Origin of the sequence: Corynebacterium axilliensis, assembly GCF_046097495.1 — a bacterium.
Lineage (GTDB): Bacteria > Actinomycetota > Actinomycetes > Mycobacteriales > Mycobacteriaceae > Corynebacterium.
The window spans coordinates 1,678,022-1,696,356 of the sequence record NZ_CP175768.1 but is presented as its reverse complement, the minus strand read 5'-3'; the positions used below and the strand labels follow the sequence as shown (position 1 = coordinate 1,696,356).

The following is an 18,335-nucleotide window of genomic DNA, read 5'->3' as shown; positions in this document are numbered from 1 at the left end:
CCCGAAACCGCCGCGTGGACGCGGCCCACACACCCGGAGACAGAACCAGATGAAGTCGATCGCCCAGATCGTCCAGAACAACCGCAGGCTCCTCGCGGCCTACGAGGACAAGGTCCAGCCGAGGTTCCTAAGCCGCTATGCGCGCGAACCGATGGACGCCGCCGCCGTGTACCGGAAGCTCCGTGCGCTGGATCCCGGGCCGGATGCGCCGGCCCGGGTCCTCGACCTCGGTTGTGGAACCGGGTGGCTCGCCCGCACGCTCGCCGCTGAGTCTCGCTATCGCAGGGCGAACATCGTCGGCTACGACCTGTCGCCCAATGCGATCCGCATCGCCCGCGAACGCGCCGCCGCCGACGGGCTCGGGGCCCGGACGGAATTCCACGTTGCCGACATCCTCACGCCGCTCGCGGGAGAGCCCGGCGGGGCCTGTGAAAGCTGGGTGATTGGCGCGCTCCACCAAATGAAGGATGCGGGAGCCGCGCTCGGCAGGGTCTCCGGGCTGCTCGCCGACGGCGGCATCGCTTACGTGCAGACGTTCGTCGAGGATCCCGACGTGAACGAGCGGGTCGACATGGCCGTCATGGCGAAGATGGGCCACCGGGTGTTCCGGGGCAGCGAGCTCGAGGACCTCGCCGAAGCCAACGGGCTGAAGCTGGACGGAGCCTCACGCGCCGGCATGGTGTATTTCTGCACTCTCGCGAAGAAAAGCGCGATCGGGGAGGCGGGGAAGTGAGCGCCGTGGACGGGACCGTCGGCCCGTGGTCGCTGCTCGCCCCGATCCGGACCCGGATGCGTGCGGTGGTCGCGTTGTCCGTCCTGTCGTCGGTGGCTACCGTCGCTTCGCTGGTCGGCATCATCGACATCGCGATGACGTACCCGGAGGCCCCGGTGCATCGGACGTGGTTGGCCGTGGTTGTCATCGTCGTCGCCGCGACGGTGCGAATGGCTGCGGACGGCGCCGCCGGCATGCTCTCGCACCGGGCGGATAACGACCTGCAGCTCTACCTCCGGCGCCGGTTGGTTGCCCATATCCGGAAGCTGCCGCTGGGTTGGCTGGACGCCCGGCGCTCGTCGGGGATCATCGGGTCGGTTGAGAAGGACGTCGCGGCCGTCCACCAGCTCATGGGCCACACCGTCGGCGAGACCGTGGTGGCGGTGCTGGTTCCCCTGCTTTCCCTCATTGCGCTCGTCGCGGTCGATTGGCGGATCGCGGCGGTGGCGGTCGTCCCGGTGCTGGTCACCTTCGCCCTGATGGGCGTGATGATTTCGCGCGGAGCCGGTCTTCAGCGCGACTACGAACGAGCCTCTGAAAAAGTGACGGCTGCGGTCATCGAGTTGGTGCGCGGCATCCCGGTGATGAAGTCCTTCGGACGCGCCAGCCAGGGCGCGGGCCGCTACGATGCCGCGGCGTCGTCGTTCGTCCGCGCGTGGTCCGCCTGGTCCCGGCAGTCGAACATCTATCTCGGGCTCATCGACGTGGTGACGTCCCCGATCACGGTCCTCGCAGTGGTGTGCGGCGCCGGCCTCGCTTTGAGGGACACCGCGGGCGGCAAACCGGAGGGGCTCGTCGCCGGGCTGGTTCTCGGCCTTGGACTCTCCGCGGCGATCGTGAGGGTGGCTATGAACTCCGAACCCATCATCGCGGGGATCACCGCCCTGAAGTCCATCGCGGAGGTGCTGGGCACGCCGCCGATCACCGAGTCCGCCGAGCCGGTGCCCGTGCACGGAGGCGCGCTCGAGGTTCGGAACCTGGTCTTCTCCTACGGGGATGGGCCGCGGGTCCTCGACGGGATGTCCGCGACGTTCGAACCGGGGACCCTCACGGCGCTGGTGGGGTCCTCCGGTTCCGGAAAGTCCACCGTCGCCCGGCTGTTGGCGCGTTTCCACGACCCTGTCGAAGGCTCGGTGCTGCTGGGCGGCGACGATCTTCGCGACATCGCCGTGCGCGACGTGCACCGTTCGGTGTCGGTGGTGTTCCAGGATCCGCAGTTGCTCACCCTGCCCTTGCGGGAGAACATCCGGCTGGCCAGGAGAGACGCCACCGACGGCGAAATCATGGCGGCCGCGAAGCTCGCGAACCTCGATACGGTCATCGCGGCGCTGCCGAAGGGCCTGGATTCGGTGGTCAACGTCGACGTGACCTTTTCCGGTGGTGAGGCGCAGCGCGTGGCCATCGCGAGGTCGATTGTCACGGACGCGCCGGTGCTCATCTTCGACGAGGCAACCGCTTACGCGGATCCGGCTTCCGAGGCCCTCATTCAGTCCGCAATCGAGCGTTTGGCTCGTTCGCGGACGGTGATCGTGATTGCGCACAGATTGAGCACGATCCGCAACGCCGACCGCATCCTCGTTCTCGATGGGGGAGCGGTCGCGGAGGCGGGCACCCACGACGAGTTGCTTGCGCGCGGTGGCCGCTACCGGGATCTGTGGCGCGCGTTCGCGCTCGACGACGAACCATCCGCCCCGCGGGGCACTGAAGCAGACGATGAAAAGGCAGGGAACCGATGATCCGGGACTTGTGGTCGATGACGGATCGGCGCTCGAAGATGACGCTGGCGTGGCTCATTGCGTTGGCCGCGCTTGCCGCGCTGGCACAGGGAGCGGCGTTCGTCGCGCTGCTGCCGCTGCTGTCGGCTCTGGCCGTGGGAGATGATGCGACGGCGTGGCGTTTCACCGGCGTCATCGCCGGCCTCGCGGCCGCCCATGCGGTGCTGTCCCTCGCCGCGGGGACGGTCGGCAGGGCGAATTCCGCAGCGGTGCTGTCGTCCCTGCTGCGTTCCCTGGGCGAACGCGTGCTGACGTTGCCACTCGGGTACGTCACCAAGTCCACGGCCGGCCGCTTTTCGGAGATGGCGTCTTCGGGCATAGCGTTCGCGGCGTCCGTGCCGCACGTGATCCTGCGGCCCGTCATCGCTGCTGTGGTTGCGCCGACCGTCATCGCTCTCGGAATTCTGGCGGTGGATTGGCGCGTCGGGTTGGTTCTCGTCGCGTCGGCGCCGGTGCTCTTCTTCGCCTACCGGGCCATTGGCCGAGTCGGCGGGGAGTCGGACGAAGCGCATGCTGATGCCGTCGCTGCCGTCTCCGGCAGGCTGATCGAGTTCACCCGCGGCCAGCAGGCGATTCGCGCCGCGGGCGACGGTTCGGCGGCGGATGCGATGGTGGATGAGGCGATCCGGGCCCAACACGATGCGTTCGCGAAGGCGACGTCGACGCAGGGGGCGGCCATCGGACGGTTGGGTTCGGTCGTCCATGCGGTGTTCACAGCGGCGGTGATCGTCGCCGTGGCAGTCGCCGCGACGGGTGGGATGGCGCCGACGCATTTGGCGCCGATGCTCATCGTGCTCGTCCAGTTCACCGGACCGATCACCACGGCGGGAGCGTTGTCCGGCGGGTTCGGTGCGGGCCGCAACACGTTGGCTGCGTTGCGTGACCTGCGGGCAATCCCCGTCCTTCCCGAACCTGCCGCACCGGAGCTGCCCGACGGGCATGACGTGGAGTTCCGCGACGTGAGCTTCGGGTACGGGGATAAGAAGGTTCTCGACGGCGTCAGCTTCCGTGCACCTCAGGGAGCACTGGTTGCCGTAGTGGGACCGTCGGGGGCGGGCAAGACGACGGTCATGCGGCTGCTGTCGCGGTTTCATGATCCGGACTCGGGGGAGATCCTCATTGGCGGGGTGCCCTTGCCTCGGATCGGCACCGACGGTGTGAACTCGCTGGTGACCCCGGTGTTCCAGGAGACATTCCTTTTCGACGCGTCCGTGCGGGACAACGTGGTCTTCGCCGACCCCGGATTCGGTTCCAGGCCCGGTGACGGGGACCGCTTGCGCGAGGCCGCCCGGCGTTCCGGGGTGGACCGCATCGTGGAGCTGCTGCCTTCCGGGTGGGATAACCCGGTGGGGGAGGAGGGGACGCTGCTGTCGGGAGGCGAGCGGCAGCGCGTCGCCATCGCCCGGGCGCTTCTGAAGGATTCCCCGGTGGTGCTTTTCGACGAGCCGACGTCCTCGCTGGATGCGGCCACTGAGCGGGCGATTGTCGGCACGATGGAAGCGTTGCGCGGCGATCACACCGTGATCGTCGTCGCCCATCGCCTGCACACCGTCCGCGATGCCGACCTCATCGTCGTGCTTTCGGAGGACGGGACGGTCGCAGAACGGGGCACGCACGATGAATTGCTGGCGAAGGGCGGCCGCTACGCCGAGTCGTGGACGTGCCGGACGGGAGGCTCCCCGGGCGCCTGATCCTCGTCCGTCGAGGACTATCGCTCCGGTCCGGTACCGGTGCAGTGGTCCCGCCACGCCGTCCCGGTCAGCGGGTCCTCGACGATGCCCTGGGCGACAGGGGCGTAATTGAAGCCGTAGTGCTCGGTGCGGTGGGCGGGGCACACGTCTTGGGCGGTGATGTTGGTGACGCCGGGTTCCCGCACGAAGGAGTTTTGGTGGGGGAGCACGGCATTGTCGTGCCGCGTGCCCAGGAAGGTGTACCGCACGCCCGGTCGAGTGATGTCGCCGATGGTCAGCTCATTCAGCAGCATGGAACCGGAGATTCTGCTGTTCCCAGGCAAGCGCGTTCGTTTTGCCGGCGTTTCGGGAGTATCCGTGGCGCATCTCGGGGTGGACGTCAAAGCGATCGGCTGCGCTGTGCACCCGGGGCCCGTGGTTCGAGGCACCGGTACCGATGAGCTGTTCGACGACCCGGTCCCGGGAATGAGGATGACGGGCAATTCACCGTCCCGGGGCGGCACCGGAAGTCGTTGGCGCCGGGGGCACCAGACCGGGCTTGGCCATGGACAGGGCTCGGGCGGCCGCGGGTGAGGTTTGCCGGCGGCCGGGCCACCGGTCGGGAAACCGCCGTCCGACAGCGACGAGGGGATTCTCGTCACCTCGTCGGGGGTGTTCCTATATAGGTTGTCAACTCCGCGGGTGGGCAGTCGAACAGTGCTTTTTGTAGTTGTCTCTCTTGAAAGGTTATTGGCGTCTTTTTCGAAGATTGCTGCGGGTGTTTCAATAGTTGGTGCTCTTTCGGCCGAGCTTCATTCAGCGACAAAGGCGATAGTTCTCCCGTTGTGCTACGTGCTTGGCATTCCCGCTATTGTGTTGTCGGTTTCCCAGACAGAGGTGCTGGTATTAGAGCAGTTTGGCCAGGGCATTCAAGACTGGGATTTTCTTATCATCTTTGGTCTTCCCTTGCTATTCGTTGGATTGCTATCTGTTTTTTCTTTTTTCGCGGGGGTGGACCAGATTAAAGTCACCACTGAGCGGCTCGCGCGAATTGGTGTTGCAACTCCGATGATCAATGTCGCACGGTTCATCGGCTTGCCTTTTTGCTACTTGACTTTGTCAATGGCCTTGTCGGTAGTTTTCGCTGTGCTGAGTTCTACATTGCATCTGGCTATCCTTGGTTCCTCATTGGGGCATGTGATGGCGGGGATTTCTCTGAAGGTTTCGTTTTCCCTTGCTGGCGTTCTTTTTGCAGCATTTCTTGTTTGTACCGGCGTTTATCTCACTTGGGGAGCAGTTGGGAAGAGGTTCGCTAAAGTCGACTCTTTGAGCTGACTGAAATAGGAAGAAAGACACTCTGATCATGTGTTGCTATGAGGAGTATCCTTCTTATTGTACAGAGTTAATAGTTGTCAGTTAGCGAAAAATTAGTCAGTATTGTTCTCTACTTTCTCAATCTCCCTCCGATTCGACACTCTCTTGAGCCTCTGACAATTGCGGCCATGAGTTCGTAACCATCGAGGTCGATTTCCTTTTGGCGCCGCACGAAGTCGGCAAGGACATCAAGATTTGGGATATCGCTACGGTAGAAACCGTAGAGGAGACCCGCGAGCTGGCTGAGAGACCTCGGCGCCCGCGTGCTTTACATGCTCAACCGCCTGGGCATCGAGCCCATCGAGGAGCATGCCGCCGTCACGGCTTAGCTTTCCGCCGCGTGGGATCTCAGTGCTGTCCCGACAAACCACTATTCTGGGTTTCTGAATACTGTCGAAAACCGTGTGGAGAACCGAAGATATCGTGACTGCCAACAATTCTGCTGCGCGCGAAGCACTAGAACCCGTCCAGCGCATCCTGCTGCCCAAGCGCGGCGAGCCGAGCGACGTCCAGATGCTCTACCTGATCGAGTCGGAGCGCAACCGCGAGCGCCTAAGCTGGAGCGGGCGCACCTCCGTGACCATCCCGGCTGGTGAGGAAGCCTCCTTCGAGACCTACTTCAACGCCTTCCCGGCCGCCTACTGGCGCCGCTGGTCCCAGCTGAAGTCCATCGTGCTGGTCATGGACGTCGAGGGCGAGGCCAATATTTCCCTCTACCGCTCCAAGCAGGACGGCCAGCGCATTGCGGTGGCCAACCACGTGGTGACCACCGGCCACCACGAGTTTGAGCTGCCCCTGAAGAATTTCGAGGACGGCGGCCTGCTGTGGTTCGACGTCGCGGCGGTGGAGGACACCGTGCTTGCCGACGCCTCCTGGGCCGCCCCCCACGCCCCGCAGCCGCAGATCCTCCCGGACGGCAGCGAGTACCCGGCGCAGGACAAGCGCGTGGCCGTGGGTATCCCGACCTTCAACCGGCCGACGGATGCCGTCGCGGCGCTGCAGGCGCTGGCGGAAGACCCGGTGGTGGACGGCATCATCGACTACGTCCTCATGCCGGACCAAGGCAACCAGCATCCGGCGGATGAGCCGGGCTACGACGAGGCTGTGGCCCACTTTGGCGAGCGCTTCCGCGAGTTCCGCCAGGGCAACCTGGGCGGCTCCGGCGGCTACTCCCGCATCATGTTTGAAGCGCTGGAGAATACCGACTCGCCCTACATCCTCTACATGGACGATGACATCGCCATCGAGCCGGACTCCATCCTGCGCGCGGTGCAGGTAGCGCGCTACGCCGCCAAGCCCTTCATCGTGGGCGGCGAGATGCTCAACCTGCAGGAACGCTCCCAGCTGCGCACCACCGGCGAGCGCGTCAACCGCGCCGACTTCATGTGGGGCGCGGCCGAGCATGCGGTCTACGACCACGACTTTGCCAAGTACCCGCTGCGCGCCATCGGCACCCGCGAATCCCACCTGGACCCGAAGAAGTACGACTCCCGCGCGCTGCACCGCCGCGTGGATGTGGAATACAACGGCTGGTGGATGTGCCTCTTCCCGCGTGTCGTGGCGGAGACCAACGGACAGCCGCTGCCGCTGTTTATCAAGTGGGACGACACGGAGTACTCCCTGCGCGCCGCCGCCCACGGCTTCCCCACGGTGACGTGGCCGGGTGCGGCCATCTGGCACATGGCGTGGGCGGATAAGGACGATGCCATCGACTGGCAGGCCTACTTCCACCTGCGCAACCGCCTCATCGTCGCCGCGCTTTACCACGAGGGCGATGCGCGCGGGATTACCAAGTCCATCTTCAAGTCCACGCTCAAGCACACCATGTGCATGGAGTACTCCACCATGGCCATCCAGCTAGAAGCCATGAAGGACTTCCTGGCCGGCCCGGATCAGCTCTTCGACATCCTGGAGTCCTCCCTGCCGCGCATCGCGGAGATCCGCAAGGGCTACTCCGACGCGGTCATCATCGAGTCCGCCGACCAGCTGCCCCCGGCCACTGGCGCGCCGGGCGTTCCGACGCGCAACATCGGCGGCCGCCTGGGCAAGATCAAGAAGATCCCGTGGCTCATCAAGTCCGCCAAGCACCTGGTGAGCAAGGAGAACCGCGCCCACCACGAGGCCCCGCAGCTCAACCTCACCCCGGAGGAGGCCCGCTGGTTCACGCTCTCCCGCGTGGATTCCGCCACCGTCTCCACCGCGGGCGGCACCGGCGTGGCCTTCCGCAAGCGCGACCGCGAGCTGGCCAAGGAACTAGTCACCTCCACCCGCGAACTGCTCAACGAGATCGAGGACAACTTCGACGACCTGCGCGCCGAGTACCGCGCGGCCCTGCCGGAGCTGACCTCCCGCGAGTCCTGGCGAAAGGTCTTCGATGCCCAGTAAGCTTTCCGTCGCCGAATCCCACGTTCTGGAAAAGATACAGGACGTGGCTTTCGACGCCCCCGGCGTCCTGCCCACCGCCCGGGGCCTTAGCCACATCGGCGAGCACGCCCTGGGCTGGATGGCACTGTCCGCGCTAGGAGCAGGCGTGAACTACGCGAAGCCCGCCGCCCGCCGCCAGTGGGCTTATGTCGGTGTGGGCGCATTCAGCGCCCACGCGGCCAGCGTTGTGATCAAGCGCATTGTGCGTCGCCAGCGCCCGGACTACGACTACGTGAAGGTCGGCGTGAAAACGCCGTCTAAGCTGTCGTTTCCGTCCTCCCACGCGACGTCGACAAGCGCGTTCCTCGTCGGGGCCGCTCACGTGTTGGGCACGCCGGCGCCGCTGCTGGGCGTGCCGGTGATGATGGCCTCGCGTATGGTGCTCGGCGTGCACTACCCGTCCGACACGGCACTCGGCGCCCTGCTGGGTGCGGCCACCGCCGAGGCATTCCACCGTTATGAAAGGAAGACCCGATGAGCACTTCACGCACTGACGACGGCGAGCAGAAAGTCTTCCACTCCGAGCCGCACACCTCCGGCATCGATACCGGACGCAAGCGCAAGCCGCCGAAGAACCTGGCCGACGGCATGGTCAAGGCATTGCGCCCGAAGCAGTGGGTCAAGAACGTCCTGGTCTTGGCTGCCCCCGCGGCCGCCGGCGCGGAGTCCCTGTTCCACTCGCGCGTGCTGCTCGACGTCCTGCTGGCCTTCATCGTCTTCTGCATGGGCGCGTCGTCGATCTACCTCATCAACGACGCCCGCGACGTGGAGGCGGACCGCGCGCACCCGACCAAGCGCTTCCGCCCTATTGCGGCGGGCGTGCTGCCGGTGGGCCTGGCCTACGCCATGGCTGCGGTGCTCATCCTCGGCTCGATCGGCCTGTCCTTCCTGGCTACCGCGGGCCCGCATCTGGCGGTGGTCATGGCCATCTACATCGGCCTGCAGCTGGGCTACTGCTTTGGCTGGAAGCACATGCCGGTGATCGATATCGCCCTGGTGTCCTCCGGCTTCATGCTGCGCACCATGGCCGGTGGTGTGGCAGCAGGAATCGAGCTGTCCCAGTGGTTCCTGCTGGTTGCTGCCTTTGGCTCGCTGTTCATGGCCTCTGGTAAGCGCTACTCCGAGATTCTCTTGGCGGAGCGCACGGGCGCGAAGATCCGCAAGTCCCTCGAGGGCTACACGCCGACCTACCTGCGCTTCGTGTGGACGCTGGCCGCCACCGCAGTGGTCATGTCCTACTCCCTGTGGGGCTTCCAGCTCTCCAGCGACTCCGAAGGCCCGGCCAGCGTGTGGTATCAGGTCTCTATGGTTCCGTTCACCATCGCCATCCTGCGCTACGCCGCGGACGTCGACCGCGGCAACGGCGGCGCCCCGGATGAGATTGCGCTGGAGGATCGCGTCCTGCAGATCCTGGCTCTGCTGTGGCTGGCCTGCATCGCCATGGCGGTCTACGTCATGCCGATGATTGCTGGATAATAAACAATCGCACCCGCAGTGCTAAACTCACTCCCCATGCGAAAACCCGATTCTCGTACTTTGGCAGCGTTCAGCGCGCTCGCTTCGGTCCTCGTGATCGGGGTTTTCTCGTTTTGGGGCGGGTTCGTCCGCCGCTGGATCTCTGACGACGGGCTCATCGTCCTGCGCACCGTGCGCAACCTCGAAGCCGGCAACGGTCCGGTCTTCAACGTGGGCGAGCGCGTGGAAGCCAACACCTCCACGCTGTGGCAGTACCTCATCCTGCTCGTCAGCTGGGTAACGAACGCCCCGCTGGAGGCCATCGCGGTCAACCTGGGCTTGCTGCTGTCTATTGCGGCGATGATGCTGGGCGCCTGGGGCACCGCACGCTCGCTCTTCCGCAGCTCCCAGGCGGACGCGGAGGAGTACACCTCGCGCCACGCCGCGACTACCATGCCGCTGGTGGCGCCGGCCGGCGCGCTGGTCTACCTGGCACTGCCGCCGGCGCGGGACTTCTTCACTTCCGGCCTGGAGTGGGGCCTAGCCATCTTCTACCTGGCCGTGCTGTGGGTGTTGCTGCAGCGCTGGGCCGAGGGCACCAGCGGTCAGATCACCTACTGGTTGGCGCTGTGGGCCGGCCTGTCCTGGCTGGTGCGCCCGGAATTCGCCCTCTACGGCGGACTGGCCGGGCTGCTCTTGCTGGCGGCGCACCGCTCCTGGAAGGCCTGGCTGGGAATCCTGGCGGTGGCGCTGCCCATCCCGCTGGCGTACCAGATTTTCCGGATGGGCTACTACGGCCTGGTGACGCCGCACACGGCGGTGGCCAAGTCGGCGTCGTCAAGCGCGTGGGGTAGCGGCTTTAACTACCTCGCCGATTTCGTGGGACCCTACGCCCTGTACCTCCCCGTGCTGGTCCTCCTCGGCGCCGGGGTATGGGCGTTCCGGGAGCACCTGCGCCCGGCCGGGCTGCGCACGCCGGCGGCCGTGACGTACTTGATGCTCGGTGCCGCCGCGGTGCACACCGTCTACGTGCTGCGCGTGGGCGGTGACTTCATGCACGGCCGCATGTTGCTCCTGCCGCTCTTCGCCGCGCTGCTGCCGGTGTTCGTTCTGCCGCTTAAGGGACTGGTCACGTGGCTGGCTGCGGCCGCCTGCGCGGTGTGGGCGCTGGTCATCATCCTGCGCGGGCACCCGACGGACTGGACTGCCTACGAGCAGCCGCTCAACATCGTGGACGAGCGTGACTTCTGGACCTACGCCACCCGCCGCGAGCCCGGCCACCCGCCGCGTTCCGCGCACGATTACCTCAACATGAAGTTTATGCACGGCTACACCGACGCCGCGCAGAAGCTCTCCGCCGGCGACGCCTTCGCCACCATCTACGTCGAGGATCAAGAGCGCGACATCCTCAACTGGCTCACCGTGCCGCGCGCGGAGGGCAGCACGGAGCCGCCCACGCTCTACCTCATCAACTTGGGCATGACCTCGATGAACGCGCCTCTCGACGTCCGGGTTTACGACAGCGTCGGCCTAGCCACGCCGCTGTCGGCGCGCATGCCGCGCGAGGAGAACGGGCGCATCGGCCACGACAAGTCCCTGGGCTTGGAATGGCAGGCGGCCCAAACCGGCTCGGATGTGGAATATCTGCCCCCGTGGTTCGACAAGGAGCAGGTCCGCAAGGCGCGCGAGGCGCTGCAGACCGAAGACTTTAAGGAACTGCGCGATTCCTACAGCGCCCCACTGACCTGGGAAAGGTTTGTGGATAACCTGAAGTTCTCCCTGACGAAGGGCCGCACCCTGACCTTCGATTCGGACCCCGCGCACTACGTGGGGTAGGGGGGCCTTGTCCCCGCGGAGGAGACAAAACGCGCGCCGATGGGATACGCTAACCAGGATTCTAGTTATTGAACTGTAACAATCGCTGGCGTGTTGGCGATATGGAAGTGTCAGTACATACGTTAAGGAGAAAAATGAGCGCAGTAAGCACAGCAGGCGCAGCTAGCTCCGCGTTCCGCGGGCGCGTCGTGACCGTCCTCGTTGCCATCGCCGTGGCGATGGGCCTCGCCGTTACCGCCGGAACCCAGGAGGCCTCCGCGGCTCACCGCGACTGGCTGCGTGGGGATTCCACCGGCGCCTGCGAGTGGGACCGCGTGGGCTACTGGGTCCAGCGGTGTGATGTCTGGTCCCCGGCCATGGGCCGCAACATCCCGGTGCAGATCCAGCCGGCCAAGAACGGCGGCAACGCCGGCCTCTACCTGCTGGATGGCCTGCGTGCCACCGACATCACGAACGCCTGGGTCAACGACGTCAACGCGGCGAACACCTACGTGGACCACAACATTACCCTGGTGATGCCGGTGGGCGGCGCGGCGTCCTTCTACGCCGACTGGAACGCCCCGGCCACCTATGACCTGGTGGAGCCGGTCAACTACAAGTGGGAGACGTTCTTAACCCAGGAGCTGCCGGCCTACCTGGAGTCCAACTTCGGTGTGGCCCGCAACAACAACTCCCTCGCGGGCCTGTCCATGGGCGGCACCGCGGCCATCACCCTGGCCGGCAAGCACCCGGAGCAGTTCCGTCAGGTGATGTCCTACTCCGGCTTCCTCACCACCACGCTGCCGGGCGCGCAGACCTTCATGCGCCTCGCGCTTCTCGACGCTGGCGGCTTCAACATCAACGCCATGTACGGTTCCCTGATCAGCCCGAAGCGCTTTAGCAACGACCCGTTCAACCTGATCCCCGAGCTGGCCGCCAACGGCACCGACGTGTTCGTCTCCGCGGCGTCGGGCGTGCCGGGCCCGATCGATAACGCACGCTACAAGCCGGAGCACATCGCCGCCGGCTCGGCGCTGGAGTTCTTCTCCAACGCCTCCACCCGCATCTGGGAGATGCGCGCCCGTGCGTCGGGAGTGCGCCTGCAGACCAGCTACCCGCCGCAGGGTCTGCACAACTGGGAGCAGTTTGGCTACCAGCTGGAGATGACCAAGCCGCAGGTTCTTAACGTGATGAACGCCTGGTAAAAGCTTCTGCGCCTGCAGAGCACCGGCCGGCCCCACTGTCTTCCTTCCCACCCGGAAGGAGGAGAGGGGGCCGGCTTTTTGTTGTGTGTAGGGAAAATAGTCTGGGCGTGTCCCTCTAGAAAAAGTCTCAAGTTCAACTTAAACTTGAGTTCACGATAGACCGCTCACCGCGTCTGCAGTGCAGCGAGTTCCGCAGGAGGGGAACCTGCGGAGCCCGCTCGATGCAGCGCGCCCCCTACTCGACACCTCGCAAGGAATGTTCAATGCCGAAAACTGCGTCTTCCCGGTCCACTAAGGCCGGCCTGCGTTCCCCGTCTGCCGCCCGCAAGGGCCTGACCATCGCCGCACTGCCCACTGCCGTCGCCGTTGGCCTGGCGCTGCTGCCTATGGCTAACGCGCAGTCTTCGGATGCCTCGAGCCAGGGGCTGACCGACATGCTGGGCAGCTCCAACTTCTCCGACTCCTTCGCGCCGGCGGATCCGCCGCAGCGCACCCCCATCGATACCGAGTACCCGGACATCGAAGGGCTGCCGGAGGGCGTGGAGGTCTCCCGCGTGGAGTACCTGACCAACCGCCTCCTCAAGGTCTACATCAAGTCCGCCGCCATGCCGGACAAGGAGCAGGTAGTCCAGATCCAGCTCGCCCGCGACTGGTACTCCCAGCCGGATAAGAAGTTCCCAGAGGTCTGGGCGCTCGACGGCCTGCGTGCCCGCGACGACGAGTCCGGCTGGACCATCGAGACCAACATTTTGTCCCAGTACGCTGACCGCAACGTCAACCTCATTATGCCGGTGGGTGGCGAGTCCTCCTTCTACTCCGACTGGCAGAAGGAAGACAACGGCACGCACTACATGTGGGAGACCTTCCTGACCCGCGAGCTCATCCCGGTGATGGAGAAGGCCTTCCGCTCCAACGGCGAGCGCGCCGTGACGGGTATTTCCATGGGCGGTACCGCCGCCATCAACCTGGCGGAGCGCAACCCGTGGGCCTTCAAGTTCGTTGGCTCCTTCTCCGGCTACCTGGACACCACCACGACCGGCATGCCGGAGGCCATTACCGCCGCGCAGGCCGACGCCGGCGGATACACCTCCTCCAACATGTGGGGCGAGCCCTACTCCCAGGACTGGATCGACCACGATCCGAAGCTGGGCATTGAAAACCTCAAGGACATGAAGGTCTACGTCTCCGCCGGCAATGGCAAGGACGACTACGGCCAGATCGGCTCCGTGGCCAAGGGCCAGGCCAACATGGCCGGCGTGGGCCTGGAGGCCATCTCCCGCATGTCCACCCAGACCTTCGTGGACTACGCCAAGCGCGCCGGCGTGGAGCCGGTGGTGAAGTTCCGCCCGTCCGGCGTCCACAGCTGGGAGTACTGGCAGTTCGAGATGACCGAGGCCTGGCCGTACATCGCCGACGCCCTGGGTCTGGACGAGAGCGACCGCGGCGCGGACTGCACGCCGGTCGGCGCCATCGCAGACGCCACCAAGTCCGGCATTATCGGCAAGTGCGTCAACAACGAGTACGACGTGGCTGAGCGCGGCAAGGCCCAGGACTTCCAGGCCGGTACCGCCTACTGGTCCCCGGAGACCGGCGCGCACGCGGTAGTCGGCCGCATCGGCGCTCGCTACTCCGAGATCGGCGGCCCGACTTCCTGGCTGGGCTTCCCCACCTCCGGCGAGGAGAAGACCCTCGACGGCAACGGCCGCTTCGTGCGCTTTGAGCACGGCTCCATCTACTGGACCCCGGAGACCGGCGCCTGGCCCATCCCGCAGGACCTCTACGACGCCTGGGGTAACAACGGCTTCGAGATGGGTGACCTCAAGTACCCGACGTCCGACGTCCGCAAGGTGGGCGACGGCGTCGTGCAGGAGTTCCAGGAGGGCGTGCTCACCCACAACCCGGACGGCTCCTTCCACGTAGTACACGGTGCTATCGGTGCCAAGTACAAGGAGCTCAACGCCGCCGAGTCCCCGCTGGGCTACCCGGTGGGCGAGGAAAAGGCCGTCAACGGCGGCTTCTTCCAGGAGTTCGAACACGGCAACATCTACTGGTCCATGGACTCCGGCGCGCACTACATCCTCAAGGGCGATATCTTTGACGAGTGGGGCAAGCGCGGTTATGAGCAGGGCGAGTTTGGCTGGCCCACCGAGGACTACACGGAGATCGCCGCCGGCGGTCTGACCCAGACCTTCCAGCACGGCGTCATCCGCAAGGTCATGGGCAACGTCCAGGCGGACAAGAAGTAAGCCATGCGCACCCGCCTTCTTCCCGCGGCCGCGGCACTGCTTGCCGCCGGCGCGCTGCTCACCGGCTGCGGCGGTTCCGCCACCGTTGATGATTCCACCGCTACCGATACGTCGGTCGCGCCGCTGGAGCGCTCCACGGCGGCTTCGGCAAGCAGTGCCTCTGCGGGCTCGTCTGAGGCGTCCGCGGGACGGTCCTCCTCCAGTGCGGGGTCCAGCGCAGCGCCGAGCGACGAGCCAGAGGACCGCGGCGCCCGCGAGATCTCCGAAATCCCCTCGCCCTCCCCGTCCGGCGGCCCGAACCAAGAGTTCCTCGACGCCGTGACGAAGGGCGGCGTCAACACCGAGGGAGTCGAGGACCAGCTCGTTGGCGCCGCGCAGGCCGCCTGCCAGGGCGACAGCGTTACCGTCCCCGCGGTGGCCGGCCAGCTCATCGAACAGGGCCGCAGCGAGCTCAGCCACGAGCAGCTGATTCAGCTCATCACCGAGCGCGGCCGTGCGCTCTGCGCCCAGTAATTTTCCAGGGATCCCTCAGGGGATCCCGCACCTTTTTAAGGTACACATTCCCCTATGCGTAAAACACTTACCGTCCTAGCCGTCGTCGTTGTTCTCGCCATCATCGGCGGGGGAGCGGTCCACTTCCTGCAGAACCGCGACGCGGCGGACGTCATCGCGGACCCGACGCCCACCGAGCAAGCCCCCGGCGGCGAGGTGCCGGGCGGTGAGGATAACCCGGAGCCGCCGCAGGACGATGCCTGCCCGCGCGTCGAGTTCATCTCCGCGCCGGGCACGTGGGAGTCCGCGCCGGACGACGACCCCATCAACCCCACCGCGAACCCGAACTCCTTCATGCTCTCCATCACCAACCCGCTCAAGGAGGCCTACGCGCCGGGCGACGTCAAGGTGTGGACGCTGCCGTACACCGCGCAGTTCAAGAACATCAACGCCCAGCAGGAGATGAGCTACGACGAGTCCCGCGATGAGGGCACCTCGCGCCTCGAGGGCGAGCTGACCCACATGCACGAGGTCTGCCCGAACACGAAGTTCCTGCTCAGCGGCTTCTCCCAGGGCGCGGTCATCGTGGGCGACGTGGCGGACCGCATCGGCGGTGACAACGGCCCCATTCCGGCGGATGCCGTGGCGGGCGTGGCGCTGGTGGCGGACGGTCGCCGGGAAGACGGCGTGGGTGTGAACTCGGGCGTGCAGGTCGGCGGCGTGGGCGCGGAGATTGCGCTGCAGCCGGTGTCCACGCTCATCCAGGGCATCGTGCCGGGTGCTACCATGCGCGGCGCGCGTCCCAACGGCTTTGGTTCCCTGGCGGAGCGTACGTTCCAGATCTGCGCGCCGAACGATTCCATCTGTGACGCCCCGCATGACGCCGGCAACGGACTGGGCCGCGCCAAGGACCTCATCGACGCCAACGGGGTGCACGCCATGTACGCCTCCAACCCCAACGTCATCGAGGGCACGACGGCCAACCAGTGGGTCACGCAGTGGGCGAAGGACGTCATCGACGCCCAGTAGCGCACCGGCGCCGACAATTTTTTAACGCGCCCTGTAACAATCTGGCACTCGCATCTGATATTTTCAGTGTCAAAAGTACGCGAGCTATCTACACCCGCTAACAACGAAGGAGTCTCCTCGCTATGGATCTCAAAGCCCTGATTGGCCAGTTCTTCGATGACCAGGGTGCTATCGCCCTCCCGCCGCACCTCACGCTGGCAGGCCTGGCGGAGCACATCTACGGCATGGAGCAGCAGGCGGGCGTGCCGGACCGGCCGGTCATGCGCCAGTGGGTGTACAGCGACAATCCGGAGGGCACCCCGCGCGATGTCACCCGCTCCCAGGTCAACACCCGCATCAAAGTGGTGGCAGCGCGCCTGCAGCAGGTGGGACAGATGGGGGACCGCGTGGCCATCCTGGCGGGCAACTCCCCGGAGTACGTCTTTGGCTTCCTCGGCGCCCTGTACGCCGGAATGACGCCGATTCCGCTCTATGACCCGAACGAGCCGGGCCACACCGACCACCTGCGGGCTGTCTTCGGGGACGCCAACCCGCCCATCGTGCTCACCAACAACGTTTCGGCGGCAGCCAACCGCGCCTACTTTGCGGACCGCCCGGCCGCCGAGCGCCCGCGCATCATCTCGATTGATTCCTTGCCGGACACCCTGGCTGCTAGCTGGGTCAATCCGCTGGAGACGGAGGAGGGCAAGGCGGCCGTGGCCGCCCTCGAGACCGACCCGGTGGATCACCCGGCCTTTCTGCAGTACACCTCCGGTTCCACCCGTACCCCGGCGGGCGTGCTGCTCACCAACCGCAACATCATGACCAACGTGCTGCAGATTTTCACCTCGGTGAAGATTGAGCTGCCGGCACGCGTGGTCTCCTGGCTGCCCATGCACCACGATATGGGCATCATCCTGGCGGTCTTCGCCAGCATCCTGGGGCTCAACCTGGAGATCATGACCCCGCGTGACTTCGTGCAGCAGCCCAAACGGTGGATCGACCAGATCAAGCGCCAGCCTATTGACTCCCATCTCAAGGGCACCTACGCCGTGGTCCCCAACTTCGCCCTCGAGCTCGCGGCTCGCTATGGCGCGCCCGCGGCCGGCGAGGAGCTGGACTTTAGCAACGTCGACGGCATCATTATCGGCTCGGAGCCGGTGACGGAGTCCGCGGTGAATTCCTTCTGGGAGGCCTTTGGCAAGGAGGAGTACGGCATGCGTCGCGAGGTCCTGCGCCCGTCGTACGGCATGGCGGAGGCCTCCCTCATCGTCTCCACCCCGCAGACCCCGGAGCGCCCGCTCATCTCGCACTTCGACCGCGAGCGTCTGGCTCAGGGCGAGGCCGTCATCGTGGAGAAGTCCGAGAACTCCGTGGCCTACGCCTCCTGTGGTCAGAGCGTGGTGTCCCAGGAACTGACCATCGTGGACCCGGAAACCCGAGCCGAGCTTGCCGACGGCCACATTGGCGAAATCTGGCTCCACGGCGACAACCGCGCCGCCGGCTACCTGGACCGCGCGGAGGAGACTGCTTCTACCTTCCACAACTCGCTGGGTGAGCGCCTGGCGGAGGGCACCCGCGTGCCGGACGCCCCGGCAGACAGCAACTGGTTGGCCACTGGTGACCTGGGCGTCATCGTGGACAACCAGCTCTACATCACCGGTCGCCTCAAGGATCTCATCGTCGTGGCCGGCCGCAACCACTACCCGCAGGATATCGAGGGCACCGTGCAGGAGGCCTCCGCGCACGTGCGCGCTGATTCCATCGCGGCCTTCTCCGTCGAGGGCAGCAACACCGAGGAGCTGGTGCTGCTCATCGAGCGCGCCGATGGTGCCAGCCCCGCCGAGGATGATGCTGCCTCCGAGACCATTCGCTCCGCCGTGTCCACGCACCACGGTGTGACCCCGGCGGCCATTCAGTGGTTCAACGCCAACGAGATTAAGCGCACCTCCTCGGGCAAGATCGCCCGCCGCGTGGCCAAGAAGGAGTACTTGGCCTCGTAGCCTCTTAAGACCTCCGTTCACGCGCCGACCTCCGTCCTCTTCCGGGCGGAGGTTTTCGCAGGTCGGGGAGTTTAACGGTATGTCGGTTATGAAGCA

The 18,335-nt window shown here is 65.8% G+C and carries 14 protein-coding genes and 1 pseudogene; 14 read left to right on the top strand and 1 reads right to left on the bottom strand.

Features of this window, described 5'->3' with window-relative positions; translation table 11 throughout:
• Nucleotides 1–49 precede the first annotated feature (49 nt).
• The 3 genes from ACKFR8_RS08120 to ACKFR8_RS08110 are packed head-to-tail and all read left to right on the top strand — an operon-like array spanning nt 50 to nt 4,238.
• Nucleotides 50–733, top strand: coding sequence for a class I SAM-dependent methyltransferase (locus ACKFR8_RS08120; RefSeq protein WP_408929723.1), 684 nt, complete (start codon nt 50–52; stop codon nt 731–733).
• Complete coding sequence (locus ACKFR8_RS08115) at nt 730–2,508, top strand: ABC transporter ATP-binding protein (RefSeq protein ID WP_239180850.1); 1,779 nt, start codon at nt 730–732, stop codon at nt 2,506–2,508. The genes ACKFR8_RS08120 and ACKFR8_RS08115 overlap by 4 nt, the downstream gene beginning before the upstream one ends.
• Nucleotides 2,505–4,238 (top strand): ABC transporter ATP-binding protein, encoded by a 1,734-nt coding sequence (locus tag ACKFR8_RS08110; protein ID WP_408929722.1) that lies wholly within the window; start codon nt 2,505–2,507, stop codon nt 4,236–4,238. The genes ACKFR8_RS08115 and ACKFR8_RS08110 overlap by 4 nt, the downstream gene beginning before the upstream one ends.
• A 17-nt stretch (nt 4,239–4,255) precedes the next feature.
• Here ACKFR8_RS08110 and ACKFR8_RS08105 read toward each other — a convergent pair whose 3' ends face one another.
• A complete protein-coding gene (locus ACKFR8_RS08105) occupies nt 4,256–4,531 on the bottom strand; it encodes a hypothetical protein (protein WP_408929721.1) in 276 nt (91 codons plus the stop codon).
• Nucleotides 4,532–4,934: 403 nt separating this feature from the next.
• Between ACKFR8_RS08105 and ACKFR8_RS08100 the strand changes: the two genes are divergently transcribed.
• The 11 genes and pseudogenes from ACKFR8_RS08100 to ACKFR8_RS08050 all read left to right on the top strand — a co-directional run bounded on the left by ACKFR8_RS08100 (nt 4,935) and on the right by ACKFR8_RS08050 (nt 18,239).
• Nucleotides 4,935–5,552, top strand: a complete 618-nt coding sequence (locus ACKFR8_RS08100) for a hypothetical protein (protein ID WP_306507699.1) — start codon at nt 4,935–4,937, stop codon at nt 5,550–5,552.
• A gap of 211 nt (nt 5,553–5,763) precedes the next feature.
• A pseudogene (locus ACKFR8_RS08095) lies at nt 5,764–5,920 on the top strand (protein tyrosine phosphatase); the annotation flags it as partial.
• A gap of 94 nt (nt 5,921–6,014) precedes the next feature.
• A complete protein-coding gene (locus ACKFR8_RS08090; protein WP_408929720.1) occupies nt 6,015–7,976 on the top strand; it encodes a glycosyltransferase in 1,962 nt (653 codons plus the stop codon).
• Entirely contained in the window at nt 7,966–8,493 is a 528-nt protein-coding gene (locus ACKFR8_RS08085) for a phosphatase PAP2 family protein (RefSeq protein WP_296134401.1), read from the top strand. Before ACKFR8_RS08090 ends, ACKFR8_RS08085 begins: the two co-directional genes overlap by 11 nt.
• Nucleotides 8,490–9,491, top strand: coding sequence for a decaprenyl-phosphate phosphoribosyltransferase (locus tag ACKFR8_RS08080; RefSeq protein WP_408929719.1), 1,002 nt, complete (start codon nt 8,490–8,492; stop codon nt 9,489–9,491). The genes ACKFR8_RS08085 and ACKFR8_RS08080 overlap by 4 nt, the downstream gene beginning before the upstream one ends.
• Before the next feature lie 36 nt (nt 9,492–9,527).
• Entirely contained in the window at nt 9,528–11,306 is a 1,779-nt protein-coding gene (locus ACKFR8_RS08075) for a hypothetical protein (RefSeq protein ID WP_408929718.1), read from the top strand.
• A gap of 134 nt (nt 11,307–11,440) precedes the next feature.
• The gene (locus tag ACKFR8_RS08070) at nt 11,441–12,490 is read left to right on the top strand and encodes an alpha/beta hydrolase (RefSeq protein WP_408929717.1); all 1,050 of its coding nucleotides are present in this window, start codon (nt 11,441–11,443) and stop codon (nt 12,488–12,490) included.
• Between the two features lie 263 nt (nt 12,491–12,753).
• On the top strand, nt 12,754–14,736 hold the full coding sequence (locus ACKFR8_RS08065) for an alpha/beta hydrolase-fold protein (protein WP_408929716.1): 1,983 nt from the start codon (nt 12,754–12,756) through the stop codon (nt 14,734–14,736).
• A gap of 3 nt (nt 14,737–14,739) precedes the next feature.
• The gene (locus ACKFR8_RS08060; protein ID WP_408929715.1) at nt 14,740–15,249 is read left to right on the top strand and encodes a hypothetical protein; all 510 of its coding nucleotides are present in this window, start codon (nt 14,740–14,742) and stop codon (nt 15,247–15,249) included.
• 54 nt (nt 15,250–15,303) lie between these two features.
• Entirely contained in the window at nt 15,304–16,257 is a 954-nt protein-coding gene (locus tag ACKFR8_RS08055) for a cutinase family protein (protein ID WP_408929714.1), read from the top strand.
• A 122-nt stretch (nt 16,258–16,379) separates the two neighbouring features.
• The gene (locus ACKFR8_RS08050; protein WP_408929713.1) at nt 16,380–18,239 is read left to right on the top strand and encodes a FadD32-like long-chain-fatty-acid--AMP ligase; all 1,860 of its coding nucleotides are present in this window, start codon (nt 16,380–16,382) and stop codon (nt 18,237–18,239) included.
• The last annotated feature ends 96 nt before the right edge of the window (nt 18,240–18,335 follow it).